This is a genomic window from Streptomyces sp. NPDC006624 (assembly GCF_040611555.1).
Taxonomy (GTDB): Bacteria; Actinomycetota; Actinomycetes; order Streptomycetales; family Streptomycetaceae; genus Streptomyces.
The window spans coordinates 278,284-302,528 of record NZ_JBEXOM010000004.1; the positions used below are offsets into that span (position 1 = coordinate 278,284).

At 69.0% G+C, this 24,245-nt stretch carries 16 protein-coding genes and 1 pseudogene; 8 read left to right on the forward strand and 9 right to left on the reverse strand.

What is annotated here, in order from left to right:
- Positions 1-29 precede the first annotated feature (29 nt).
- Complete coding sequence (locus ABZY20_RS10150; RefSeq protein ID WP_356439298.1) at positions 30-1,385, forward strand: sugar ABC transporter substrate-binding protein; 1,356 nt, start codon at positions 30-32, stop codon at positions 1,383-1,385.
- A 102-nt stretch (positions 1,386-1,487) separates the two neighbouring features.
- Here ABZY20_RS10150 and ABZY20_RS10155 read toward each other — a convergent pair whose 3' ends face one another.
- Positions 1,488-4,301 carry an aconitate hydratase gene (locus ABZY20_RS10155; protein WP_356439301.1) on the reverse strand — a complete coding sequence of 938 codons (2,814 nt, stop codon included), beginning with the start codon at positions 4,299-4,301 and terminating at the stop codon, positions 1,488-1,490.
- 264 nt (positions 4,302-4,565) lie between these two features.
- Here ABZY20_RS10155 and ABZY20_RS10160 point away from each other — a divergent pair, with 264 nt between their 5' ends.
- Together ABZY20_RS10160 and ABZY20_RS10165 are read left to right on the forward strand one after the other, a co-directional pair.
- Positions 4,566-4,766 (forward strand): DUF4236 domain-containing protein, encoded by a 201-nt coding sequence (locus ABZY20_RS10160; RefSeq protein ID WP_356439304.1) that lies wholly within the window; start codon positions 4,566-4,568, stop codon positions 4,764-4,766.
- Positions 4,767-4,850: 84 nt separating this feature from the next.
- Positions 4,851-6,380 carry a UDP-N-acetylglucosamine 1-carboxyvinyltransferase gene (locus ABZY20_RS10165; RefSeq protein ID WP_356439307.1) on the forward strand — a complete coding sequence of 510 codons (1,530 nt, stop codon included), beginning with the start codon at positions 4,851-4,853 and terminating at the stop codon, positions 6,378-6,380.
- 201 nt (positions 6,381-6,581) lie between these two features.
- On the opposite strand, the gene ABZY20_RS10170 is transcribed toward ABZY20_RS10165, so the two are convergent.
- The 6 genes and pseudogenes from ABZY20_RS10170 to ABZY20_RS10195 all read right to left on the reverse strand — a co-directional run bounded on the left by ABZY20_RS10170 (position 6,582) and on the right by ABZY20_RS10195 (position 11,523).
- On the reverse strand, positions 6,582-6,818 hold the full coding sequence (locus ABZY20_RS10170; protein ID WP_356439309.1) for a DUF2399 domain-containing protein: 237 nt from the start codon (positions 6,816-6,818) through the stop codon (positions 6,582-6,584).
- Positions 6,737-7,123 carry a DUF2399 domain-containing protein gene (locus ABZY20_RS10175; protein WP_356439672.1) on the reverse strand — a complete coding sequence of 129 codons (387 nt, stop codon included), beginning with the start codon at positions 7,121-7,123 and terminating at the stop codon, positions 6,737-6,739. The genes ABZY20_RS10170 and ABZY20_RS10175 overlap by 82 nt, the downstream gene beginning before the upstream one ends.
- Positions 7,124-7,132: 9 nt before the next feature.
- Positions 7,133-7,735, reverse strand: a pseudogene (locus ABZY20_RS10180) (TIGR02679 domain-containing protein); the annotation flags it as partial.
- The gene (locus ABZY20_RS10185) at positions 7,653-9,839 is read right to left on the reverse strand and encodes a hypothetical protein (protein WP_356439311.1); all 2,187 of its coding nucleotides are present in this window, start codon (positions 9,837-9,839) and stop codon (positions 7,653-7,655) included. The gene ABZY20_RS10185 and the pseudogene ABZY20_RS10180, both read right to left, overlap by 83 nt.
- Positions 9,840-9,841: 2 nt before the next feature.
- Entirely contained in the window at positions 9,842-10,690 is an 849-nt protein-coding gene (locus tag ABZY20_RS10190) for a hypothetical protein (protein WP_356439313.1), read from the reverse strand.
- Positions 10,687-11,523 (reverse strand): vWA domain-containing protein, encoded by an 837-nt coding sequence (locus tag ABZY20_RS10195; protein ID WP_356439316.1) that lies wholly within the window; start codon positions 11,521-11,523, stop codon positions 10,687-10,689. Before ABZY20_RS10195 ends, ABZY20_RS10190 begins: the two co-directional genes overlap by 4 nt.
- Before the next feature lie 473 nt (positions 11,524-11,996).
- On the opposite strand from ABZY20_RS10195, the gene pglW reads away from it, so the two are divergent.
- Entirely contained in the window at positions 11,997-16,694 is a 4,698-nt protein-coding gene (gene pglW, locus ABZY20_RS10200; RefSeq protein ID WP_356439319.1) for a BREX system serine/threonine kinase PglW, read from the forward strand.
- Complete coding sequence (gene pglX, locus ABZY20_RS10205) at positions 16,691-20,281, forward strand: BREX-2 system adenine-specific DNA-methyltransferase PglX (protein WP_356439322.1); 3,591 nt, start codon at positions 16,691-16,693, stop codon at positions 20,279-20,281. The genes pglW and pglX overlap by 4 nt, the downstream gene beginning before the upstream one ends.
- A 63-nt stretch (positions 20,282-20,344) precedes the next feature.
- On the opposite strand, the gene ABZY20_RS10210 is transcribed toward pglX, so the two are convergent.
- Together ABZY20_RS10210 and ABZY20_RS10215 are read right to left on the reverse strand one after the other, a co-directional pair.
- Positions 20,345-20,554, reverse strand: a complete 210-nt coding sequence (locus tag ABZY20_RS10210; RefSeq protein ID WP_356439325.1) for a DUF397 domain-containing protein — start codon at positions 20,552-20,554, stop codon at positions 20,345-20,347.
- The gene (locus tag ABZY20_RS10215; protein WP_356439328.1) at positions 20,536-21,378 is read right to left on the reverse strand and encodes a helix-turn-helix transcriptional regulator; all 843 of its coding nucleotides are present in this window, start codon (positions 21,376-21,378) and stop codon (positions 20,536-20,538) included. Before ABZY20_RS10215 ends, ABZY20_RS10210 begins: the two co-directional genes overlap by 19 nt.
- Before the next feature lie 201 nt (positions 21,379-21,579).
- Here ABZY20_RS10215 and ABZY20_RS10220 point away from each other — a divergent pair, with 201 nt between their 5' ends.
- The 3 genes from ABZY20_RS10220 to ABZY20_RS10230 all read left to right on the forward strand — a co-directional run bounded on the left by ABZY20_RS10220 (position 21,580) and on the right by ABZY20_RS10230 (position 24,221).
- The gene (locus tag ABZY20_RS10220; RefSeq protein WP_356439331.1) at positions 21,580-21,870 is read left to right on the forward strand and encodes a hypothetical protein; all 291 of its coding nucleotides are present in this window, start codon (positions 21,580-21,582) and stop codon (positions 21,868-21,870) included.
- The gene (locus ABZY20_RS10225; protein ID WP_356439334.1) at positions 21,867-22,118 is read left to right on the forward strand and encodes a hypothetical protein; all 252 of its coding nucleotides are present in this window, start codon (positions 21,867-21,869) and stop codon (positions 22,116-22,118) included. The genes ABZY20_RS10220 and ABZY20_RS10225 overlap by 4 nt, the downstream gene beginning before the upstream one ends.
- 162 nt (positions 22,119-22,280) lie before the next feature.
- Positions 22,281-24,221 carry a DUF2075 domain-containing protein gene (locus tag ABZY20_RS10230; protein ID WP_356439336.1) on the forward strand — a complete coding sequence of 647 codons (1,941 nt, stop codon included), beginning with the start codon at positions 22,281-22,283 and terminating at the stop codon, positions 24,219-24,221.
- Positions 24,222-24,245: the final 24 nt, after the last annotated feature.

The window sequence follows — 24,245 nt, forward strand, 5'->3', positions numbered from 1 at the left end:
TGACAAAGGTGGGTAGGGGCCGTGATGCGATGAAACGGAGCCGCCTCGCCAGAGGGGCCGTGGTCGTCACGGTCGTCACGGGTCTGGCCCTCGCCGGGTGTGGTGGCACCGACGCGCCGGGTGGCGAGCAGCGGGCCGACATCAAGGTGCTCGCGATGGACGCGCCCCAGATGAAGACGCTCAAGAAGCTCACCAAGGAGCACTTCACCGCGGAGACCGGCATCAGCGTCGACTACACGCTGCTCCCGGAGAACGAGGCGCGCGACCGCATGAACAGCGAGTTCGCGACCCAGGCGGGGAACTACGACGTGGCGAGCGTCAGCGCCTACGAGGTGCCGATCTACTCGGACAACGGCTGGCTGGCCCCGCTGGACTCCTATGTGAGGACGGACCGGCACTTCCACCAGGACGACGTCTTCCCCAACCTCGTGGCATCGCTGACCGGCGACGACGGCCGGCTCTACGCCGAGCCCTTCTACGGCGAGGGCTCCTTCCTGATGTACCGCAAGGACCTGTTCCGCAAGGGCCACCTGACCATGCCGGCCGAGCCGACCTGGCAGCAGGTCGCCGACCTCGCCGCCCGGGCCGACGGCATCGACGGGGCGAGCGGCATCTGCCTGCGCGGCCTGCCCGGCTGGGGCCAGAACCTCGCCCCGATCAACACGGTCGTCAACACCTTCGGCGGCACCTGGTACGACATGGACTGGAACGCCCGCCTGACGTCACCGGAGTTCAGGAAGGCCGTCGGGTTCTACGTCGACCTGCTGCGCTCGCACGGCCAGCCCGGCGCCGACCGGATGGGCGTGATGGAGATCCTCGACAGCTTCGTCGCGGGCAAGTGCGCCATGATGTACGACGCCACGTCGCTGGCCTCCTCCATCGAGGCCGACGGCTCCTCGGTCAAGGGCAAGGTGGGCTACGTCCCCGCCCCGCACGAGCGCACCGAGCAGGCGGGCTGGCTGTGGACCTGGGCATGGGGCATCCAGCAGGCCTCCGACAAGAAGGACGCGGCCTGGAAGTTCATCTCCTGGGCCTCCTCCAAGGAGTACCAGGAGCAGGTGGGCCGTGAGCTGGGCTGGACGTCGGCGCCGGCCGGGAACCGCAAGTCTCTGTACTCCAACCCGAAGTACCAGCAGGCCGCCCACGCCTGGTACCGGCAGGAGTACACGGCGGCGACGGGCTCCGCCGACCCGAGGAACCCCGGCGTGGGCCCCCGCCCCTACACCGGCATCAGCTTCCTGGGCATCCCCGAGTTCGCCGTGCTCGGCACGGCGGTCTCCCAGCAGATCGCCGCGGCCATCGCGGGGCAGCAGTCGGTGGACACGGCGCTGGACAAGTCGCAGGACCTGGCCCAGGCAGCGGCGGCGAAGTACCGCGGCGAGTAGGGGCCCGGGCGGCTCCGCCGCCTCGCCCCGCACCCGGGGACGGCGCGGGCCGCGCCCCCGGTCACCCGGGGACGCGGCCCTCGAACCGCCCTGCCGCTGCGCCTACTTGCGGATCAGGCTGCGCAGCACGTACTGCATGATGCCGCCGTTGCGGTAGTAGTCCGCCTCACCCGGGGTGTCGATGCGGACGACCGCGTCGAACTCGACGCCGGTGTCGGTGGTGACCTTCACCGTGCGCGGGGTGGTGCCGTCGTTCAGCTCGGTGACGCCGGAGATGGAGAAGGTCTCCTCACCGGTCAGGCCGAGGGACGAGGCCGACTGGCCCTCCGGGAACTGCAGCGGCAGGACGCCCATGCCGATGAGGTTCGAGCGGTGGATGCGCTCGTAGGACTCGGCGATGACGGCCTTGACGCCGAGGAGCGCGGTGCCCTTGGCGGCCCAGTCGCGGGACGAGCCGGAGCCGTACTCCTTGCCGGCCAGGACGACCAGCGGGATGCCGGCGGCCTGGTAGTTCTGCGAGGCGTCGTAGATGAAGGAGACCGGCCCGCCGTCCTGCGTGAAGTCGCGGGTGTAGCCGCCCTCGGTGCCCGGCGCGATCTGGTTGCGCAGGCGGATGTTGGCGAACGTGCCGCGGATCATGACCTCGTGGTTGCCCCGGCGCGAGCCGTAGGAGTTGAAGTCACGACGCTCCACACCGTGCTCGGTGAGGTACTTGCCGGCCGGGGTGTCGGCCTTGATGGCGCCGGCCGGGGAGATGTGGTCGGTGGTGACCGAGTCGCCCAGCTTGGCCAGCACGCGGGCGCCGGAGATGTCGGAGACCGGGGTGGTCTCCATCGTCATGCCCTCGAAGTACGGGGGCTTGCGGACGTACGTCGACTGCGGGTCCCACTCGAAGGTGTTGCCGGTCGGGATCGGCAGCGCCTGCCACTGGGCGTCACCGGCGAAGACGTCGCTGTAGGACTTGGCGAACATGTCCTCGCCGATGGCGTTGGCGACGACGTCGTTGACCTCGGCCTCGGAGGGCCAGATGTCCTTCAGGAAGACCGGGTTGCCGTCCTGGTCGGTGCCCAGGGCGTCCTTGGTGATGTCCACCTTCATCGAGCCGGCCAGCGCGTAGGCGACGACCAGCGGCGGGGACGCCAGGTAGTTCATCTTGACGTCGGGGTTGATCCGGCCCTCGAAGTTCCGGTTGCCGGAGAGGACCGAGGTGACCGCGAGGTCGTGGTCGTTGACGGCCTGGGAGACCTCCTCCGGCAGCGGGCCGGAGTTGCCGATGCAGGTGGTGCAGCCGTAGCCGACGAGGTTGAAGCCGACCTTGTCGAGGTAGGGGGTCAGGCCCGCCTTCTCGAAGTAGTCGGTGACGACCTTGGAGCCCGGGGCGAGGGTGGTCTTGACCCACGGCTTGCGGGTCAGGCCCTTCTCCACCGCCTTCTTGGCCACCAGCGCGGCGGCGACCATGACGTACGGGTTGGAGGTGTTGGTGCAGGAGGTGATGGCCGCGACCGTCACCGCGCCGTGGTCGATCTCGTAGGTCGAGCCGTCGGGGGCGGTCACGGTGACCGGGTTGGACGGGACGGCGGCACCGGTGCCGCCGGCGTGCTGCGGCGCGCCGGCGCCGTTCTCCTGGCTGCCGTAGGCCGGGGCGTCGGAGGCCGGGAAGGACTCGGCGCTCGCCTCGTCCACCGGGGAGGCGGCGGCGCCGGGCTGCTGGGCGACGGGCGCGTCGACGTAGTTGAGGACGTCCTTCGCGAACTGCTGGGCGGCCTCGGCGAGGACGATGCGGTCCTGCGGGCGCTTCGGGCCGGCGATGGAGGGGACGACCGTGGACAGGTCGAGCTCCAGCTTCTCGGAGAAGTCCGGCTCGGCCTTCGGGTCCAGCCAGAGGCCCTGCTCCTTGGCGTAGGCCTCGACCAGGGCGAGCTGCTGCTCGCTGCGGCCGGTGAGCCGCATGTAGCTGATGGTCTCGTCGTCGATCGGGAAGATCGCGGCGGTGGAGCCGAACTCCGGCGACATGTTGCCGATGGTGGCGCGGTTGGCCAGGGAGGTCGCGGCCACGCCCTCGCCGTAGAACTCGACGAACTTGCCGACGACGCCGTGCTCGCGCAGCATCTCGGTGATGGTGAGCACCAGGTCGGTGGCGGTGGTGCCGGGCTGCAGCTCGCCGGTCAGCTTGAAGCCGACGACGCGCGGGATCAGCATGGAGACCGGCTGGCCGAGCATGGCGGCCTCGGCCTCGATGCCGCCGACGCCCCAGCCGAGGACGCCCAGGCCGTTGACCATGGTGGTGTGCGAGTCGGTGCCGACCAGGGTGTCCGGGTAGGCCTTGCCGTCGCGGACCATCACGACACGGGCCAGGTGCTCGATGTTCACCTGGTGGACGATGCCGGTGCCGGGCGGGACGACCTTGAACTCGTCGAAGGCGGTCTGGCCCCAGCGCAGGAACTGGTAGCGCTCCTTGTTGCGGCCGTACTCCAGGTCGACGTTCTGCTTGAAGGCGTCGTTGGTGCCGAACTTGTCGGCGATGACGGAGTGGTCGATGACCAGCTCGGCCGGGGCCAGCGGGTTGATCTTCGCCGGGTCGCCGCCCAGCTCCTTGACGGCCTCGCGCATGGTGGCGAGGTCCACGACACAGGGCACGCCGGTGAAGTCCTGCATGATCACGCGGGCCGGCGTGAACTGGATCTCCTGGCTGGGCTGGGCCTGCGCGTCCCAGCCGCCGAGGGCGCGGATGTGGTCGGCGGTGATGTTCGCGCCGTCCTCGGTGCGGAGCAGGTTCTCCAGCAGGACCTTGAGGCTGTACGGAAGGCGGGCCGAGCCCTCCACCTTGTCCAGCCGGAAGATCTCGTACGACTCGTCGCCCACCTGCAGCGTGCTGCGGGCGTCGAAGCTGTTCGCCGACACGACAGTCTCCTTCATTGATGTGCGCGTACCACCACGATCCTGCCGCCACGGCATCTCGGCCGATCCGCTAAGGTAAGGCTAAGTTAGGTAACCCTTACCGTCGGACTGGATGACGGCGTGCGGCTGCGGTGCTCCTCGGTAGATATCTCGATGTCGAGATAACTCTAGTACACGAGGGCCGGATGGTCATGCCCCGGCGCCCATGACGCGGTCATGTACATCTCCGTCCGGGGTATCCGCACCACGGAACGACGCCAGGAACGGAGAGAGGACACAGGCATGCCGCTGACATTCCGCAAGAGTTTCCGGATCCTTCCGGGGGTGCGACTGAACATCAACAAGCGCTCTTGGTCCATCACCACCGGCGGCGGGAAGAACGGCCCGCGGTACACCCGCAGCAGCACGGGCCGCCGTACGACATCGATGGACCTGCCCGGGCCCTTCGGATGGCGGCGCACCACGCACGCGAAGCGACACTGAGGCTTTCGGGCGGTTTTGACGCCATGTCACCCGATTGGACCCCCCGGTCGGATGCCATCTCATATCTGAGATAACCTCAACCGCATGGCAGACGACTACCTCGTACGCATCGGCAAGCTCATCCGCGACGCCCGGCAGCACCGGGGCTGGACGCAGTCGCAGCTGGCCGAGGCGCTCGGCACCAGTCAGAGCGCCGTCAACCGGATCGAGCGCGGCAACCAGAACATCAGCCTTGAGATGATCGCGCGCATCGGGGAAGCCCTCGACAGCGAGATCGTCTCCCTCGGCTACGCCGGTCCGATGCATCTGCGGGTGGTCGGCGGGCGCCGGCTGTCCGGTGCCATCGACGTCAAGACGAGCAAGAACGCGTGCGTGGCGCTGCTGTGCGCCTCACTGCTCAACCAGGGGCGCACAGTGCTGCGCCGCGTGGCCCGCATCGAGGAGGTGTACCGCCTCCTGGAGGTGCTCGGCTCCATCGGCGTGCGCACCCGGTGGATCAACGACGGCGTCGACCTGGAGATCGTGCCGCCGGCCGAGCTGGACCTCGCGTCGATCGACGCGGACGCGGCCCGCCGCACCCGCTCGATCATCATGTTCCTCGGCCCGCTGCTGCACCGCCTGGACCACTTCAAGCTGCCCTACGCCGGCGGCTGCGACCTCGGCACGCGCACGATCGAGCCGCACATGATCGCGCTGCGCCGGTTCGGCCTGGACATCGCCGCCACCGAGGGCCAGTACCACGCCCAGGTGGACCGCTCCGTCAGCCCCGACCGCCCGATCGTGCTGACCGAGCGCGGCGACACGGTCACCGAGAACGCGCTGCTGGCCGCCGCCCGGCACGACGGCATCACCGTCATCCGCAACGCCTCCTCCAACTACATGGTCCAGGACCTGTGCTTCTTCCTGGAGGCCCTCGGCGTCAAGGTCGACGGCATCGGCACCACCACGCTCACCGTGCACGGCATGCCGACCATCGACGTGGACGTGGACTACTCCCCCTCCGAGGACCCGGTCGAGGCGATGAGCCTGGTGGCCGCGGCCGTGGTGACGGAGTCGCAGCTGACGGTCCGCCGCGTCCCGATCGAGTTCCTGGAGATCGAGCTGGCGGTCCTGGAGGAGATGGGCCTGGACCACGACCGCACGCCGGAGTACTTCGCCGACAACGGCCGCACCCGGCTGGTGGACCTCACCGTCCGGCCCTCCAAGCTGGAGGCGCCGATCGACAAGATCCACCCCATGCCGTTCCCCGGCCTGAACATCGACAACGTCCCGTTCTTCGCGGCCATCGCGGCGGTCGCGCAGGGCCAGACCCTCATCCACGACTGGGTCTACGACAACCGCGCGATCTACCTGACCGACCTCAACCGCCTCGGCGGCCGCCTCCAGCTCCTGGACCCGCACCGCGTCCTGGTCGAGGGCCCCACGCGCTGGCGCGCCGCCGAGATGATGTGCCCGCCGGCCCTGCGCCCCGCGGTGGTCGTCCTGCTGGCGATGATGGCGGCGGAGGGCACGTCGGTGCTGCGCAACGTGTATGTCATCAACCGGGGGTACGAGGACCTGGCGGAGCGGCTGAACTCGATCGGGGCGCAGATCGAGATCTTTCGGGATATCTGAAGTTCTCAGAAAGGGCGCCGTCACGTCCGGCGAGACGGGAGGTGGCGGCGCCTGTGGGACTTCTCTGGGACCTCGGCCGGGACCAAAGGCCTCCGGTCACCGCGCGATTCAACATGGTACGTCCCCGGAACTTTCCCGAGGTGACACAGCCCTGACTCGGTACTCGTCCGATTCTGCGCCCGCTGCGCTTCCACATGCGCATCAGCGGGACCCCGGTTCAAGGTCGGTGAGCAGGTCGTCCAGCACCGTTTCCTCCTCGACCCTGACACCGCGCTCGGTGAGAGCGATGGCCAGGGCCAAATCCCAGGGAGTTGCGGCAGGCTGGCCCGTCAGTTCCGGGGCTTCGGCCACGGCGGTCACTGCTGCTCGGTAATCGGAGGCCGTGTAACGCCACGCCCGCCGAGGGCCGCTTCGCGCCAGTGCCGCGGCGATGCGCACAGGGCCCAGTCGAAATCGCCGTGGTAGAGAAGGTGAGCTCCCCGCATAAACAGGTCGCTCAGCAAAGTGAGCGCGGCGGCCGACGGCTGCCCCTGAAGGCACACCATGGGAGGGCACGCCGGGCCGAGAGTACTGGCACAGATATAGACGTCGCACGGCGTCGGAACGGAGGCAACCGGTGCGCGACGGGTGAGGGAGCGGAGCGTCAGCACAGCCGGCTCCCCCGCGTCGGCGATCCAGTCGAGGGGTGGAGTGCCGCGCAGGTTGAGGGTGAGGACGGTCGATGACAGGTCGTCCTTGAGCAAGCCCGCCGAGGCCCACACCTCCCGCCGCCACTGCGCACCGGAGCCGTCGGGGAAGCCGGTGAGGCGACGGATGCCGGACAGGACGAAGGTGGCGAGCGGCGTCCCCTCGTCCAGGGCATGGGCGCCCGAAGGGTTTCATGCCGCGAACGTCGCCCGCGACGTCGGCGGGGACGCGGGCAGCGCACGCAACGCGCGCACGGCAGCCTCCACCAGGGGGCCCGCGGCCTCCGGCGTACGGGCGAGGCGCCGTACGAGACCGTCACGGCGGATCCGCTCGGCCCAGCGGGCCAGCTCAGCGTCGAGGGTGCTCAGTGGGGCGTACGCCTCCTCCCAGGCCCGTTCCTCCCTGTTCCGTGTCTCGGCGTGGAGTACGACCGGGCCGGTGAGGGCGACGACGGCCGCCGCCAGTCCGTCGGGGCTGACGCAGCGGACCGACCCTCTGGATTTTTCTGACGTCAGGCCTGTGCGCGTCCAACGGGAGCGCCGCCCGTTTCGGCAATGCCCAGTTCCCCGCTGGTGGGACGCGACCTCAGTGACCGAGGTAGAGGAACCGTAGGTACCTCGTGTACGAGAGCTCGCGCTGCCTGAGCTTGGCGGCCTCGAGGGAGGCACTCAGCGTGCCATGGAGCGTGCTGTTCTGCTGGAGTTCGATCACGCGCCGACTGAATTCCTGCCGCTGCTGCCGGGCTCGGTCAGCCGCGCGCCTGTTCTCCCGGCTGAGCCGTTCCTGACCGTCCTCCAGTTCCTTTCGCGCCTTGGCACGCAAGGCATCGGTCTCGGACTCCACAGCCTTGCGCTGGGTGGTGAGCTGGGACCGACGGCGGTCGATGCCCTGCTCGATCGACTGCCGCTCCGACGTGCTGAGCGTGGTCGGCTGCCGGCCTTCTGCGGAAGCGACCAGACTTTTACGCCAGACGTCGAGAGCGATGGCTTTGGCCTCGCCGATGCCGTGGACATCGACCACCCGGCCGTTGTTCAGCACGAGTACGGCGCCGGTGCTGTTGTAGTTGGTGTTCTGCACGGACCGGTAGCCCTTGAAGTCGGCTGCCGTCCGGATGCCCGCTGCCGCGAGACGAGCGGCAAGCGTCGGCCCGATGCCGTGCGGCGGCGACTGGGCGATCAGCCGACGGCTGAGCTGATCCCGCACGTATGCGGACTGCTTGTCGGCGAGTGCCTTGACCAAGGCCCTGCGCAGTTCCTCCGCAAGGCCGTCGATCTTCTTGTCGAGGTCGCGCTGCTTGCGGACCTTGCGCTTCTCGGCCTCCTTCAACTCGGCGTGGTACCGGGCTGTGAGTTTGTCCTGGGCTCGCGGGTGGGCGGCGATCCGCTTGGTCTCGGCCGCGTCGAACTTCGCCCGGTCCTCGCGCAACTTCTCGGCTGCCTTGACCGGGTCCCCGAGCTGAGCGAGTTCGTTTGTCAGCTGGGCCAGAGCGGCCCGCGACTGTGCGCGCTCCACGCGGCGGCCCCGGGCGAACGCGGTGAACGCGACGGCGGCGGCAACGGGCACACCCGGCCCGATCAACGGCGCCGAGAGTCCCGCGACGACGATGAAGGCCGTCACGGCCAACACGAGGGGCCAGAGCACGGCCGTGACGATGTCCAGCGGCGTCCGGGCGCGGAAGCCGTCGGGTGAGGTGACCATGGGTCCGGTCGATGGCGGCACGGCCGGCTGAGCGACGTGTCCTGCCATCCAGCCGGGCAGTCCACCCGCAGCGGGGGCGGGGGCAGTGCCCGCGCCGGAAGCGGCCGTTCGCGTGACGCCCGTCGGGGCGGTGCGCTGCCCGGGGACCGTCCCGGCCAGCGGAGGGAGCACGTCCAGCGGCTGAAAGGCCAGTGACCTCACCTGGTCGGCGAGGCTGCTCACCATGCGGTCGGGGTGGGACAGTAGAGTCTGCAGACCCGTGGAACCGCCCGGACTCTTGAAGTCCTCCTCGGTGAGCAGCAGGAATTCCCCTTTCGGCTCGTGCAGCCGGTTCCAGAGTGCGGGGTCGGCGGCGATGGCCTTGAGCGACAGGAAGATGACCCACGCGGAGAAGCGGTCCAGGTTGTCCCCGAAGTCGTCGTTCCCCCGCAGGGGCGACTGGTAGTTGCGATGTCCCCGCTCGGTACCGTCCAGACCGGCCAGTGCGGGCACGTACATGCCGTCGTAGTCGACCAGGCGCAGGGTGTCGTCACTCGCGACGAGCAGGTTGCCGTGCTGGAGGTCACCGTGAGCTATCTGATGCTCCGCCAGGTCTCGGGTGAGAGCCTCGAACCGGTCGGCCAGCCGGCCGACGGCGAACCGGTCGGCGTGGTTGTCATCGAGCCAGGAGGACAGGGTGACGGCCTCGCACCACTCCATCTTCAGGACCGGATAGCGCTCCTGCCCGACGCTGATCGCTTCGGGGAGGTATTCGAAGCCGAGAGCCCACGGTTGGGAGAGCCCGGCCGGGTCCAGCTGGGCGAGCCGGGAACTGATGGCCTGGTAACGGCGTTCCTGGTCGGGAACGTGGCGGGTGAAGCATTTGACCGCGTACCGCTGGCCCGACGTGGCGGAGGTCAGCGAGAACACGCTGGCGAAGGCGCCGGAGATGGCGCGGGGCAGACCGAGCTTGGTCAGTTCCGGCCGGGCGCCTTTGAGTTCCGGATGCCGGAAGCACAGGTGCGTGTGCTGCAGTGCCTCCGCGTAGTCGCCGCCGCTGGGGAACTGCCTCTGCGGACCGGTGGCCGAGCCCATGTTCACCGTCCTTCGAAGTCGATCCGTACGACCGCCACGTCGTCGTTGCGCAGGTGTCCGCCGCCCCGCAGGCCGTTCAGCCACTCCTTGAACCCGTCCAGGTCGTCGGGCCCGGCGAACTCCAGCAGTTGGCGCAGCGCGCCCTCCTGGTCCGGGGCCGACAGGAACCACGCGGCCAGGGCGTCGGTCATGAGGAGCAGCCGGTCGCCGGGCACGCACCGGCCTTCGGTGAAGCGCGTACGGCAGGCCAGCAGCGCCGCGTCGTGGTTGCGGCTGCCGAAGAGGTCAGGGGTGGTGCCGAACTCCTCGACGGCCTGCACCGGGAAGGCCTGTACCAGCCGGTCGTCCCGCAGATGGAAGAGGCAGCTGTCCCCCAGGGCGGCAGCCCTCCACCGCCACGCCGGTTCAGTTGCTTCGTGCTCGACACCGGAGTCCGGATCGACGCGCACCGTGAGCAGCGTCGCGTAGGCGCCTTCGGCCAGCTTGGTGTGTTCGTACCACTTCAGCGGCCGCCCTGCCGCGGTGCGCGCCTGTGTGTACTGCGCCAGCCAGGGATCCCATTGGGCCACCGCCGACGAAGCGAACTCCTCGTAGGCGGTTCCGCCGGACAGGAGGTCCGGTCGCTGCAGGGCGCTTTCAGCCGCCGCGCGGGACAGCAGCCGGGCCCAGTCCTTGGCCAGGACGCTTTCCGTAGCACCGTCACAGACGCCCGCGGTGACGGGTTCGAGCAGCATGTCGTCGTGTGAGCGGCTGGGGAGCACGGCGACCGCGTCCTCGCATTCGTCCTCGGTACTCCCGTGCTTCGGGGCCACGAGGTGCGTGACGTACACGCAGGAGAGCGGAGTCGTCACCGCAGTTCGGTGGCTCGGGTGCCGATGTCGAGGAACTGCACGACCGTGGTGATGTCCGCGTTGTAGACGAAGCCTCGGGTCGTCTCGCTGACCCGCTGGCCCTGGGAGGCGGCGTACGAGCGCATGTGGCTGGGCAGCGGGCTGGACATGTTGAAGAGGGTGCGGGCGTAGGCGTCGGGGAGCCCGTCGGCGGTGTCGGGGAACGCGGTGGGGGTTCCCCCCGCTGCGGAGACGTGCAGGTTGAACAGGAGCGCCGCGCCGTCGGCGGTGGCGTGCGAGGTGATGGCCTCGGCGGCGGCGGTGGGGTCGCCGTCGGTCGACTCGCCGTCCGTCAGGTTGATGACGATGGGCGGGAAGCCGGCCGGGTAGCGCTCCGTCCAGCCGGCGACGAGGTTCTCGGCGTACTGGAGGGCCCGGTTCATCGGGGTTCCGCCATGGGCGACCGGGTCCATCCACAGCGGGAAGTTGACCACGGTCTCCACGAGGCCTCCGGCGCCGTCGGGCACCTTCTTGCTCCGCTCGTCGACGCGGGCCGGATTGTCCGCCACCTCGCTGAGCGGGACGATGTCACGGCCGGCGAGCGAGCCCGCGAACGCCGAGCCCACCGTGGCGCCGTATCCGATGACGGCGACGTGGAAGTAGTCCCGTACTCCTTCTTCCTTGGCGCACTTGACCGAGAGTTCCGTCAGGAGGCGGTTGATGGCGTCGGCGACGACGTCCGCCTTCTGCTGGGGGACCTCCCCGCCGATGGGGTCGCTCATGGAGGTCGACTGGTCGACGAGGAAGATGATGCTCGTCGGATTGCTGCGGCTGATCTCGGCCGTGTACGGCACGTGGCGCTCCTGGCTGGCTGCTGAGGGTCTCGGTCATGCGGAGGAGCTCACACGGCATGCCGAGTTCCGGCTGTCGGCGCGCACGCCGGGACGCCGAGATCCCCCCGGTCACATCGTAGGTCGAGCGATTCGGCGCCGGTGTGGAAGTAGTCAAACTGCGCCGCGGCGGGATCACTCTTCCTCGGAGTGGTTCCGTGTCGTTCCGGACGGGCACGGACGTGCGCCGGCCGCAGCGTCACCCTCGGCGGCGCCTGGCGGACGAGGAGCCACGGTTCGGGCGTCCGATCCTCGGCTGCTCGCGGCGGAGCGTCCTCCCCCCCCTCCTCTCCTGGTGCGCCGTCCGGGACGTACCCGCTGTCGGCGGCCACGACTAGGATTCACCGGGTCCGCGACATGGTGGAAACGGTGCGAAAGGCCGGGAGACCAGGAGCGGACGCCCACTGGAGTCGGAGTGCAAGAGGCGGGGACGGCGCATGCGGGAAGGCCGGTGGACCACGGTCACCGAGTCCGAGTTCGACCATGAGCACCGTGGCCTGGAAGCCATCCGGGAGAAGCTGCCGGACGCCGATCCGTGGCGGGCCTGGTCGAACTTCACCTTCACCGCCCACACCGGTCACGTCCGCGAGGTGGACCTTCTCGTCGTCGCCCCCGGTGGCGTCCACATGATCGAGCTGAAGGACTGGCACGGCTCCGTCACCAGCGAGAACGGCACCTGGGTCCAGACCACCCCGGGCGGTCACCGCCGCCCGCACGGCAACCCCCTCCACCTCGTCAACAAGAAGGCGAAGGAGCTGGCCTCCCTGCTCGGCCAGCACGGCAGGCGGGTGTGGGTCGGCGAGGCCGTCTGCTTCACCGACGGCGGTCTGCGCGTGCGCCTGCCCGCCCACGACCAGAACGGCGTGCACACCGTCGACGAACTGGTCGCGATGCTGAAGCGGCCGCCGCGCGACGAGCGGCGCCGGATCACGGCCGTCGAATCCCGCGAGATCAAGACCGCGCTGGACCGGATCGGCATCCGCAGGAGCGAGGCGGAGTACAAGGTCGGCCCGTACCAGCTGGACCGGAAGTCGTTCGACTCGGGGCCGACCTGGGCCGACTACAAGGCGCACCACAGCGAGCTGCCCGAGGTGGCCCGGGTCCGCGTCTATCTGAGCGAGCGCGGGTCGGACGCGTCGATCCGGCGGTCGGTGGAGAACGCCGCCCGCCGCGAGGCGGCGGTGCTGCAGCGGTTCAAGCACCCCGGCGTGGTGCAGCTCAAGCAGTACTACCCGTCGGGACACGCGGCGGGCCCCGCGCTGATCTTCGACTACGACCCGCGCACCCTGCGCCTGGACGAGTACCTGCTCCAGCACGGCAAGAGCCTGGACATCCTCGGCCGGATGGCACTGGTCCGCCAGCTCGCCGAGACGATGCGCTCCGCCCACTCCGCCCGCATCCACCACCGGGCGCTGGCCGCCCGCGCCGTCCACGTCGTCCCCCGCGACCGGGGCCGCCGTGGGCAGGCCGTCGGTGAGGACGCCGCCTGGCTCACGCCCCGCCTGGAGATCTCGGACTGGCAGATCGCCACCCAGCGTGCGTCCGGTTCGGAGGGCGGCAGCGGCCAGGGCGTGACCCGCTTCGCCCCGACGGCACTGTCGGCGATGCACCTGTCGGAAGGCTCCGACCCGTACTTCGCCCCGGAGCTGACCGCGCTCAAGGCCGACCCGGTGTACCTGGACGTGTACGGCCTCGGCGTCCTCACCTATCTGCTGGTCACCGGGAAGGCTCCGGCCGCGAGCCAGGCCGAGCTGCTGGCTCGTCTGGAGGCCGGCGAGGGCCTGCGCCCCAGTTCCCTGGTCGACGGCCTGTCCGAGGACATCGACTTCCTCGTCCAGGCGGCGACCGCCTACCGGCCCGGACAGCGTCTGTCGTCGGTGGACGAGTTCCTGGAGATGCTGGAGATCGTCGAGGACGGTCTGACCGCGCCGTCCTCGGCCGCCGGACGTGAGCCCGCCGACTCCCCCGAGGAGGCGGAGAAGGACCCCCTGGAGGCGGTGGCCGGTGACGTGCTCGGCGGGCGCTGGGAGGTGCGCCGCCGCCTGGGCACCGGCTCCACCAGCCGGGCGTTCCTCGTCCGCGACCTCGAGGCCGAGTCGCCCAGGACCCGGCCGCTGGCGGTGCTGAAGGTCGCCCTCTCGGACAGCAGGGGCCAGGTCCTGGTCCAGGAGGCCGAGGTGATGAACCGGCTGCGCCCCGACTCCCGGGTGATCCGGCTGGTCGAGCCGGAGCCCCTGCGCATCGGGAACCGCACCGTCCTCGCCCTGGAGTACGTGGGCGACGAGCGGGAGGGCCTCGACCACGACCCCGAGATCCCCGAGACGGGCACCCGTACGCGCACCCGCCGCCGCGAGGAGACGGTCGCGCGCCAGCTGCGCGAGCACGGCCGCCTGCAGATGGACCAGTTGGAGGCATACGGCGACTACCTGTTCGGCGCCGTCGACTTCCTGGAGGGCGAGGGGGTCTGGCACCGCGACATCAAGCCGGACAACATCGCCATCCGCATCCGCCCCAACCGCACCCGCGAGCTGGTCCTCATCGACTTCTCGCTGGCGGGCTACCCGGCGAAGGACCACGAGGCCGGTACGGAGGGCTACCTCGACCCGTTCATCGGGACCCTGACCCGTACCGCGTACGACTCGCACGCCGAGCGGTACGCGGTCGCCGTCACCCTGCACCAGATGGCCTCGGGCGAGCTGCCGAAGTGGGGCGACGGCTCGGTCCCGCCCCGGATGACGGACGCGAAGGAGTTCCCGTACCCGACCGTCCAGGCCGACGCCTTCGAGCCCGCCGTGCGGGACGGGCTGGTCGCCTTCTTCCGCAAGGCCCTGCACCGGGACGTGGCCCAGCGCTTCCCCGACCTGAAGCCGATGCGGGACGCCTGGAAGCGGATCTTCCTGGACGCCTCGCAGGCGGTGCCGTCCAGCCATCGTTCCCGCCACCCCGAGCCCGCCCCGCAGCCGGCCACGGCCGGTGGGCGCCCGGCGTCGATCGCCGACGCCGAACCCCTCAGCGCCGACGAGCAGCGCGAGCGCCTCGCGGCGGCGGTCACCCGCGACACCCACCTGTCCGCCGCAGGTCTCACCCCGGCCGCCGAGTCCTTCCTCTACGGCCTGGGCATCACCACCGTGGGCGGACTCCTCGACTACAGCCGCAGCAAGCTCCTCAACGCGCCGGGCCTCGGCACCAGGACCCGCACCGAGGTGCAGCGCCGCCAGCGCCAGTGGGGCAGGCTGCTGCGTGAGACGCCGCTCTCCCCGCTCACCCCGAAGGGCCGGGCGGAGGCCAAGGAGGAGCTGGCCCAGCTCACCGCCGCCGAGTCGGCCGTCGCCGGGACCCTCGCGGTGGGCGAGGGAGCGGCCGGGCTGACGGAGTCCGCCCTGCGCTCGGTCAGCCTGGACACCCTCGCCACGCTGTTCGTCCCGGAGCTGAACAACAACCGCTCCAACGCCAACAAGGTCGAGATGGTCCGGCTGCTGCTGCGGCTGCCGGACGAGCACGGGGAGCTGCCCGGCATCGGCGTCTGGCCCAAGCAGAAGGACGTGGCCGAGGCGCTCGGGCTGTCCGCGGGCCGCATCCCGCAGATGCTGAAGGAGGAGCGCAAGCGCTGGAAGAAGCTGCCCGCGGTCCAGGCCCTGCGGGACGAGATCGTCGGGCTGCTGGTGGACCTCGGCCGGGTCGCCTCCGCCGTGGAGATCGCGGACGCGCTCGCCGTACGGCGCGGTACGCAGCTTCCGGAGCGCGAGCAGCGGCGCGCACTCGCCCTGGCGGCAGTCCGCGCCGTAGTGGAGGTGGAGCAACTCCAGCCGGAGGAAGCCGAGTTCCAGCACCAGCCGAACCGCAGGGCGACGGAGGAGTCGCTGGCGGCCGGGCTGCTCGCGCTGGACGTCCGCGAGGGCGACGCCCCCGACACCCCGACGGCTCCCGGCCTCCTCGACTACGCCACCCGTCTGGGCAGGACCGCCGACCGGCTGGCCCGCCTGGAGACGCTGCCTACGGCGACGACGGTACTGAACGAGCTGGGCGCGCTGACCCCGCCGCCGGGTGTGGTCGACTGGGACGAGCGCCGCCTGGTCGAGCTGGCCGCCGCCGCGTCCGTCAACGCCGCGGCCACACCCCGCCTGGAGATCTACCCGCGCGACCTGCCGCTGGTCCGGGCACTGCGCCTCACGCAGGCCGGACTGGTCCGGCTGAACCCGGGGGTTCCCGAGGCGTGGCAGCCGGGCCTGCGTCCGGAGGACATCCACGAGCGGGTGCGGGCCCGTTTCCCCGAGCTGGTCGTCCAGGACGCCCGGGGCAGGAGCACGCACGAGCTGCCAACCGGCGGGCCGCTGACCAAGGCGCTGCGCGAGGCCGGCTTCGACCTCGCCCTGTCGACGCACGAGGACTCCGGGAAGCCGCGCTACCTGCCCACGCGCATGGACGACGCGTCCAGCTACCTCACGGGCGTGGCGGCACGGCAGTCCACCTTCGTCGGCGCGGCGACCCGGTACTCGGACGATCCGCTGCTCGCGGGCGCGGTCCGCGCGGACGAACGGCTCCTGGCGTCGGCCCGGCGCGACGGCTACCGGGTGCTGACCGTGCACCACGGCCGCACGGTGGAGGCGGTACGGGAGCTGACGGCGGCCCGCATCGGCGCGCAGCCGGTGTCAGTGACGGAACTCTTCCTGGAGTCCCTGCACGCGCTGGTCCCGCCGGGCACGAAGCCGACGTGGGAGACCCTGCTGAAGGCGGACGTGGCCGAGCCGGGATCGCGGGGGGCCATGAAGTTCACGGAGTACGCGCGGACGGCGTGGGGCACGGTCGAACCCCGGGTGCGTGACCTGCTGGCGCCCGGGGCAGGCTCGGGTCCGGTGCTCCTGACGGAGGTGGCGGTCTTCGCCCGGTACGACGCGATGGGCGTCCTGGACCGGCTGGCGGAGGCGGCCCGGCAGGGCGGGCGGGGACTGTGGCTGCTCGTGCCGCAGCCGGACCCGGCACGCGAGCCGCGGCTGGGGCACGTGGCGGTGGCGTACCAGGCGGGCCTGGGCGAGTGGATAGAGCTGCCGGACTCGTGGGTGCGCAACGCCCACCGGGCCGGCGCGGTGGGGGCGGGAACGAAGATGACGAACGGTACCGAGGGAGACGCCAAGTGATCGACCGCAAGGCCCTGTTGGACGACCTGAAGGGGCAGGTCAAGGCGGTCGAGGCCGACCTGGGGCGCCAGGTGAAGGTGGTGCCGGAGGGCGAGAAGCTGCGCGCGGAGTACGACCGTGCGCGCAAGCTGGGCCGTACGGCGGCGACGTGGAACTCCTGGCTCGACGAGCGCGTCACGCAGGTCGCCGTGGCGTGGGTGCTGGGCACGGTCTTCGTCCGCTTCTGCGAGGACAACCGCCTGATCCCGGAGCCGTACCTGACGGCCCCTGAAGACGACCGGCGCGACCTGGCGCTGGCGCGGTTCGAGGAGTACGTCGCGCGCTCCGACGACCCGACGTACCGGGGCTGGCTTGAGCAGGCGTTCGAGGAACTGGGCGCGGGGCAGGCGGGACGGCTGCTGTTCGACCGGCGGCACAATCCGCTGTACCAGATCCCGCTGTCGCACGACGGGGCACGGGACCTGGTGGACTTCTGGCGGGTGAGGGACGAGGAAGGTGTTCTCGTCCACGACTTCCGGGATCCCCTGGAGGAGGACGGCGACGGGACGCGAGGCTGGGACACGCGCTTCCTGGGCGACCTGTACCAGGACCTGAGCGAGGCGGCCCGCAAGACGTACGCGCTGCTCCAGACGCCGGAGTTCGTGGAGGAGTTCATCCTCGACCGGACGTTTGAGCCTGCGGTGCGGGAGTTCGGGTACGAGGGCCTGAAGATGATCGACCCCACGTGCGGGTCGGGGCACTTCGTGCTCGGGGCGTTCCGGCGGTTGGTTCGGCTGTGGGCTGATGGCCGGCCGGGCAAAGACGTGCATGAGCGGGTGCGGGAGTCGCTGGACTCTGTGCACGGGGTGGACTTGAACCCGTTCGCGGTGGCTATTGCGCGGTTCCGGTTGTTGGTCGCTGCTATGGCGGCAAGTGGTGTGCGGACGCTGGAGCAAGCCAATAGGTATGAATGGCCAATGCATTTGGCCATCGGCGATTCACTCATCAAGTACCGACAGGATGCCCTGTTCGGCGAATCGGACATCATCGACGGCGTAGGCAACGACGTGGCGTCTTTTACCTACACGCCAGAGGACGTGCATGAACACCCAGGCATCCTAGAGCCCGGACGATATCACGTGGTCGTGGGAAATCCGCCATACATTACAGTCAAGGACAAAACACTCGGAAATCTATATCGAGATCTCTATAGCGCCTGCCATCGCGAGTATTCACTCTCCGTGCCATTTGCGCAGCGTTTTTTTGAGCTAGCCAAGAGGGAGGACTCAGAGTCACACGGTTATGGCCTCGTCGGGCAAATTACAGCTAACTCCTTCATGAAGCGGGAGTTCGGCAAGAAGCTGATCGAGGGATACTTTCGCAATAGCGTGGAACTGACAGAAGTAGTCGATACGTCCAGCGCATACATCCCAGGCCACAGCACACCCACAGTTATCCTCGTTGGCCGCAGGCTCGCGGGAAGCGCGCGCTCCGCGACGGTGCGAACAGTTCGCAGCATCCAGGGTGAACCCTCAACGCCCAAAGACCCTAGCAAGGGACTGGTCTGGCGAGCCATCGTAAACCAAATCGACTACCCGGGGTCAGAGAGCCCTTGGATCAGCACGGTCGACACATCACGAGAAGCCATGTCGAAACACCCTTGGAGTCTTGCCGGCGGAGCCGCCGTGGACGCCATGCATGCACTCGAAAGCACCCCGAAAAGGCTCCGCAATGTAGCTGATGAAGTCGGTCTCTCCATCGTTACAGGCGAGGACCAGGCATTTGAGTTGGAGCTGACACAGGCCCTTATCAGCCATCGCGTGCCAGTAGCCCTTGCCGCTGATGGCGCCAACCTGCGCGACTGGACCCTCCAGGGGTCTACATGGCTCGCCACCCCCTACACATCCGACTACGCAGTTGCTTCCGAGGAACAGAATCGCCCCCTACTTAAATTCTTGTGGCCACTACGCCGCATTATGCAGCTCAGGAGGAAATTCAGCGTAACCCTGCTTGACCGCGGGGTCCCTTGGTTCGAGTGGCGTGAAGTGTATCGCTCCCGCGTATCAGCGGAAAAGCTTATCGCCTTCACCAAGGTTGCAACACACAATCATTTCTACATGCAGCATCAAGTAATTCCGTCAAAGGATTCCGCCACCGTCGTAAAGCTGCACAAAGATGCGCCTATAGAACAACACTTGGGGCTACTGGGACTTCTCAACAGTTCCACTGCAGGATTCTGGCTTAAGCAGGTATGCCATGACAAGGGGAGTCAGTCAGGCACGGGCGGATTCATGCATGACGAGTGGGAACGCTTTTACGAATTCACCAGCACCAAACTTAAGGAATTCCCTGTCCCTGCCGAATTGCCCACTCAGCTAGCCGCTCAGCTCGATCATCTAGCTCAAACCCTTGCAAGCGTATCCCCCTCGGCAGTTGTGAGCTCCAGCGAGGCACCCACACAGGCGACACTTCGTGAAACTCGCTCACTTTATGAGTCGACTCGAGCCCAAATGATCTATCTTCAAGAAGAGCTGGATTGGCACGTTTACTCCCTGTATGGCTTGCGTGGCGAAGACCTGCGCACCTCCGGGGAACCCGAAGCATCTGCCATCCTGGAGCTCGAACTTGGTGAGCGAGCATTCGAGATTTCGCTTGCACGAAGGGTCCAAAGCGGGGATACAGATACTGTCTGGTTTGACCGTCACAACGCCACGCCCATTACCGAAATTCCCGCCCACTGGCCCGCCGCGTACCGCGAGGTCGTTCAGAAGCGGATCGACGCTATCGAGTCGTCTCGCGCCATCGACATGATCGAGCGGCCGGAATACAAGCGGCGCTGGGCCACCGAAGGGTGGGACGCGCTTCAGGAGAAGGCGCTCAAGGGCTGGCTGCTCGATCGGATCGAGGACCGTTCCCACTGGTTCGACGAAAACGGCATGCCCGCCCTCGTCACCCTCTCCCGTCTCACCGACAACCTGTCCCGTGACGAGGACTTCGTCTCCGTCACCAAGATCTACTCGCCGCATAAGGAACTGCACACCGTTGTCGCTGAGTTGATGACGACCGAGCACGTGCCCTTCCTCTCCGCCCTGCGCTACAAGCCCTCTGGGCTCAAGAAGCGTGCGGACTGGGAGCACGTCTGGGATCTTCAGCGGCAGGAGGACGCCGCCCAGGACGAGCCCGCCAAGCGGAAGATCCGGGACACCATCCCCGTCCCGCCCAAGTACACCTCGGCCGACTTCCTGCGTCCCTCCTACTGGCGGGCGCGCGGCAAGCTGGACGTGCCCAAGGAGCGGTTCATTTCGTACGGGCGGACCAACGCGGCCACCCCCACCCTCTACGGCTGGGCCGGCTGGGACCATCGCGAGCAGGCCATCGCGCTGGACACCTACATCGCCACCCACGAGGGCTTGACCACCGAGGAGGTCACCCCGCTCCTCGCCGGGCTGCTTGAACTCCAGCCGTGGCTGGACCAGTGGCACAACGAGCCCGACCCCCTCTTTGCCCCGACCCCCGCGAAGTTCTTCGAGGGCGACCGGCAGATGGAACAGGGCAAGCACGGTCTCACCGACGACGACCTGCGCGCCTGGCGTCCGGCCAAGAAGTAGGCAGGGCGGCAACGAAACGGCCCTCGCGGTAAGGATCACCGCGAGGGCCGTCGACGTTCCGTGTCAGTCGCTCAGGCGACCGCTCTTGACGGCCGCCACGAAGGACGACCACCCGCCAGCTGGGAACACGAGTGCCGGACCGTGCAGAACCTTGCTGTCCCGTACGGGGACGACACCGGCGAAGTCGTCGGAGACTTCGACGCACTCGCCACCGTCCGAGTTGCTGTAGGAGCTCTTGCGCCAACTAGCGGCGCTCAGGTCGATGCCTCGCACGGTACTTCCTCCAAGATGGCCAGGACGAACTTCTGCGACTCGGCCGGGGACAACGCCAGGTCTCGCATCGCATCGTACGCACGCTGCAGTCGCTCAACTGGCGCGTCCTCTTCGATGAGTTCGCCGCGGTGTGCGTTCTCCGTATACGCCACGGTAGTCCCGCCCGGGAGCCGTAGGAACATCAGTGCAGTGCTGTCCAGACCGTGCATGCCAGCACTTAGCGGAAGCACCTGCATCGTCACATTCGCCCGCTCCGCCAACTCCACCACATGCTCCAACTGCCCCCGCCACTCCCCCACATCCCGCAACGGCGTCCGCAGCACCGCCTCCGAAAGGATCGTCCGGAACGGCGGAGCGTCCTCCCCCTCCAACAACTCCCGCCGCCCCATCCGCGCCTCGACCTGCTGCTCCAGTTCCTTCCCCTTCAACCCACCCGCCGCCAGTACTTCGCGCGCGTACCCCGGCGTCTGCAGCAGGCCCGGCAGCACGCTCACCGCGAAGTGCCACAGGCTCACCGCCTTCGCCTCCAGCGCCATGTACCGCCGGTACCGCTCGCGGAACTGCGTATGGTCCCCGGCCGCCAACTCCCACAGCGCAAGCAACAGTCCCGGCGTGCCGTAGTGCGTGTCGAGGGCCTGGACGACTTCCGGGCTGCCGAGCGTCTCGCCCTTCTCCATCTTGCCGAACAGGGACCAGTCCCAGCCCAGCCGTTCCCCGAGCTGCCGCAGGCTCGTCCCGCTGCCCGCGCGCAGGGTGCGCAGTTCCTCGGCGAAGCGCTGACGTGGTTCCTGGCTGCGGCCGGTGATGACGCGTCGTTGCGGCATACGCCTGGCTCCCCTCCGAAAAGCTCGTGCGGACGGTGTGGAAGGTGTGGAACGACCTCCGGGACGCGGGGAAGCAGGACCCCGTCCACGGCCTGACCGCTCAGATCCCGGCGCATCCTCGTAACGCCCGGACTACGCAGCGTAATCCACCCAGCGCAGCCGGGTCCTGGAATCCGTAGGACTGGACCGATGAGGACGACGATGCCCCCCACACCGCGACACCCGGACCACGCGACGGCGATCGACCACCCAGCCGTCGCGGACGGCCCGCCACCCACCGCTCCGAAGGTCCAGGAGGCCCTCGCCGCCCGTGACGCCCTCGCCTACGCGCTCAGTCAGGCAGGCATCCAGCTCCCTGCGATGGACATCCGCACCCCGTGGGTGGACGACCGCGAGGACGATGCCCGGTACGCGCTCGTCCACCTCGGGGTGTGCTCGGCTCCCGTGGCCCTCATGCTCGCGGACGTGATCCTGAAGGGGATCAGCACGTGACGGAGGACGACGACCGGGCCGGAACCCCGAGCGAGGTCCCGGCCGTGGGAGAGGCCGTACGGGACACCACCCGCGACCGGGTCGGCCGGGTCATGGGCCACGAAGGCCCGTACCTCCAGGTCCGGCCGCTCGACGGCGGCCGCGAGTGGGATGCCGACCCGCGTCACGTCCGGACACTGAGCCAGGACGAGCTGCTGAGCGCCCTCGTCGCCGAGGTCAACGCCCGCTCCCGTCAGAGCACCAAGTGACCGTGCCGTCCGTCACCGGACGTGGCCGAACCCGTACGGAACCCCCTCCTCTTGATCGCCGCGCTCACCTAGGATGTCGACACCACATCTCAGCGGCCCGACGGGCTTCCTGATTCGCCATCGCACCCGCTCCACGGCGGCGCGTGGCGGACGCCGCAGGACATGCCCCCACCCGCACGAGTCTTCTTCGTGCTGCCTGGGGGCATTTCCTTGTTGTTCCGTGAGTCCGCGGCGTCCGTGGCTACCCGCATCCTCGAAGGGTCGCTCGCGCTGCATCTGACCGAGAACTTCCGTCACCTGCACGGGCGCAGGCCCGGACAGGCGGAGATACGGTCCTGGGAACGCAGCCTCCCCGCTCTCGTCAACGCCCTCATGGAAGCGGGGCTCGGCGAGGTCGAGGTGATCATCGAGTGCAGCCTGCCCCTCACCAGCAAGCGCGCCGACGCCGTCCTGGCCGGCGTGCACCCGACGACGGGGCAGCCGTCGTACGTCGTCGTCGAGCTGAAGCAGTGGAGCGAGGCCCACCCGGACGAGGACGACCCTCTCCTGTGCCGGCTCGACGCCTACCCGCAGCCCGTCCTCAACCCGATCGAACAGGTGCGGGGCTACTGCGAGTACCTGCTGTCGTTCAACGCGGCCTTGGAGCGGATGCCCGGGTCGCTGGCCGGGGTGGCGTTCCTGCACAACGCGACCGAGTCCCGGATCGCGGGGCTGCGAAGCGTCGCGGAGGACCAGTACGGCCGGATGTACACGGCCGACCAGCGCGGGGCCTTCCTGGACTTCCTGCGGTCGCGGCTGGCCGCCAAGTCCGGCGCGGAGGCCGCCGACATGCTGAAGGACGCCAGGATCCGGCCGTCGAAGCAGCTGATGGCGGTCGCCGCGGCCGAGATCCGCGACCGCGAGCAGTTCGTGCTCCTCGCCGAGCAGCGGGTCGCCTACGAGATGGTGATGTCCGCCGTGCGCAAGGCCAAGCGCGGCAACCACAAGAAGGTCATCGTGGTGACGGGCGGTCCCGGCTCGGGCAAGAGCGTCATCGCGATGTCCCTGCTGGGTGAGCTGTACCGGCGCGGGGAGACCGCTCTGCACGCCACCGGGTCGGCGTCGTTCACCAAGACGATGCGCAAGGTCGCCGGGCACAAGAAGCGCGAAGTGCAGAAGCTCTTCATGTACTTCAACAGCTTCATGGACGTCGAGCCGAACGACCTCGACGTGCTGATCTGCGACGAGGCACACCGGCTGCGGAAGACCTCCGCCAACCGCTACACCAAGGCCGAGCTGCGCACCGGTCGGCCGCAGGTCTCGGAACTCATCGACGCGGCCAGGGTGCCGGTGTTCCTGCTCGACCAGCACCAGGTGGTGCGGCCCGGCGAGATGGGGACGAAGGAGGAGATCCGGCGGGCCGCCGCCGCGGAAGGGCTCGACTGCACGGTGATCGAGCTGGACGGCCAGTTCCGGTGCGGCGGCAGCGACGCGTACGAGAAGTGGGTGGTCGACCTGCTCGGTCTGGAGGGAGGCACGCCCGGCCCGTGGGAGCCCGACGGCAAACTGGAGCTGCGGACCGCCGAGAGCCCGCAGGAGCTGGAGGACTTCCTCGTGGCGAAGCGCGCGGAGGGCTACGGCGCGCGGATGTCGGCCGGTTACTGCTGGACGTGGACGCGCAAGATCACGCCGGAGATGACCGAACTCCCCCGCGACGTCGTCATCGGTGACTGGGCACGGCCGTGGAACGTGTACGGCGACCGGTCCGTCTTCGGAGCCCCGCCCGCGCCCCTGTGGGCCACCGAACCGGAAGGTTTCGGCCAGGTCGGCTGCGTCTACACCGCGCAGGGCTTCGAGTACGACTGGTCGGGCGTCATCATCGGTCCCGACCTGGTGTGGCGGACGGACCGGTGGGTCGTGGACCGGTCGGCGTCGAAGGACCCGATCTTCACCAAGGCGACGCCGGACAGCGAGATCGACCGGCTGATCCGCAACACGTACAAGGTGCTGCTGACGCGAGGCATGGTCGGCACGATCATCTACTCGACCGACCCGGAGACGCGGGAGAAACTGCGGTCGCTCGTCCACCCCGCGTCCGGCGTGGAGGCGCCCGCGCTCGTGTAGTCGGGCATGTGCGAAAAGTGGTCA

What these genes read in the sequence shown, in the direction of transcription:
- pglW (WP_356439319.1), top strand. Translation starts at nt 11,997, where the DNA reads ATGCGGGAAGGCCGGTGGACCACGGTCACCGAGTCCGAGTTCGACCAT.
- ABZY20_RS10165 (WP_356439307.1), top strand. Translation starts at nt 4,851, where the DNA reads ATGGCAGACGACTACCTCGTACGCATCGGCAAGCTCATCCGCGACGCC.
- ABZY20_RS10160 (WP_356439304.1), top strand. Translation starts at nt 4,566, where the DNA reads ATGCCGCTGACATTCCGCAAGAGTTTCCGGATCCTTCCGGGGGTGCGA.
- ABZY20_RS10185 (WP_356439311.1), bottom strand. Translation starts at nt 9,839, where the DNA reads ATGGGCTCGGCCACCGGTCCGCAGAGGCAGTTCCCCAGCGGCGGCGAC.
- ABZY20_RS10150 (WP_356439298.1), top strand. Translation starts at nt 30, where the DNA reads ATGAAACGGAGCCGCCTCGCCAGAGGGGCCGTGGTCGTCACGGTCGTC.
- ABZY20_RS10215 (WP_356439328.1), bottom strand. Translation starts at nt 21,378, where the DNA reads ATGCCGCAACGACGCGTCATCACCGGCCGCAGCCAGGAACCACGTCAG.
- ABZY20_RS10155 (WP_356439301.1), bottom strand. Translation starts at nt 4,301, where the DNA reads ATGAAGGAGACTGTCGTGTCGGCGAACAGCTTCGACGCCCGCAGCACG.
- ABZY20_RS10230 (WP_356439336.1), top strand. Translation starts at nt 22,281, where the DNA reads ATGCCCCCACCCGCACGAGTCTTCTTCGTGCTGCCTGGGGGCATTTCC.
- ABZY20_RS10220 (WP_356439331.1), top strand. Translation starts at nt 21,580, where the DNA reads ATGCCCCCCACACCGCGACACCCGGACCACGCGACGGCGATCGACCAC.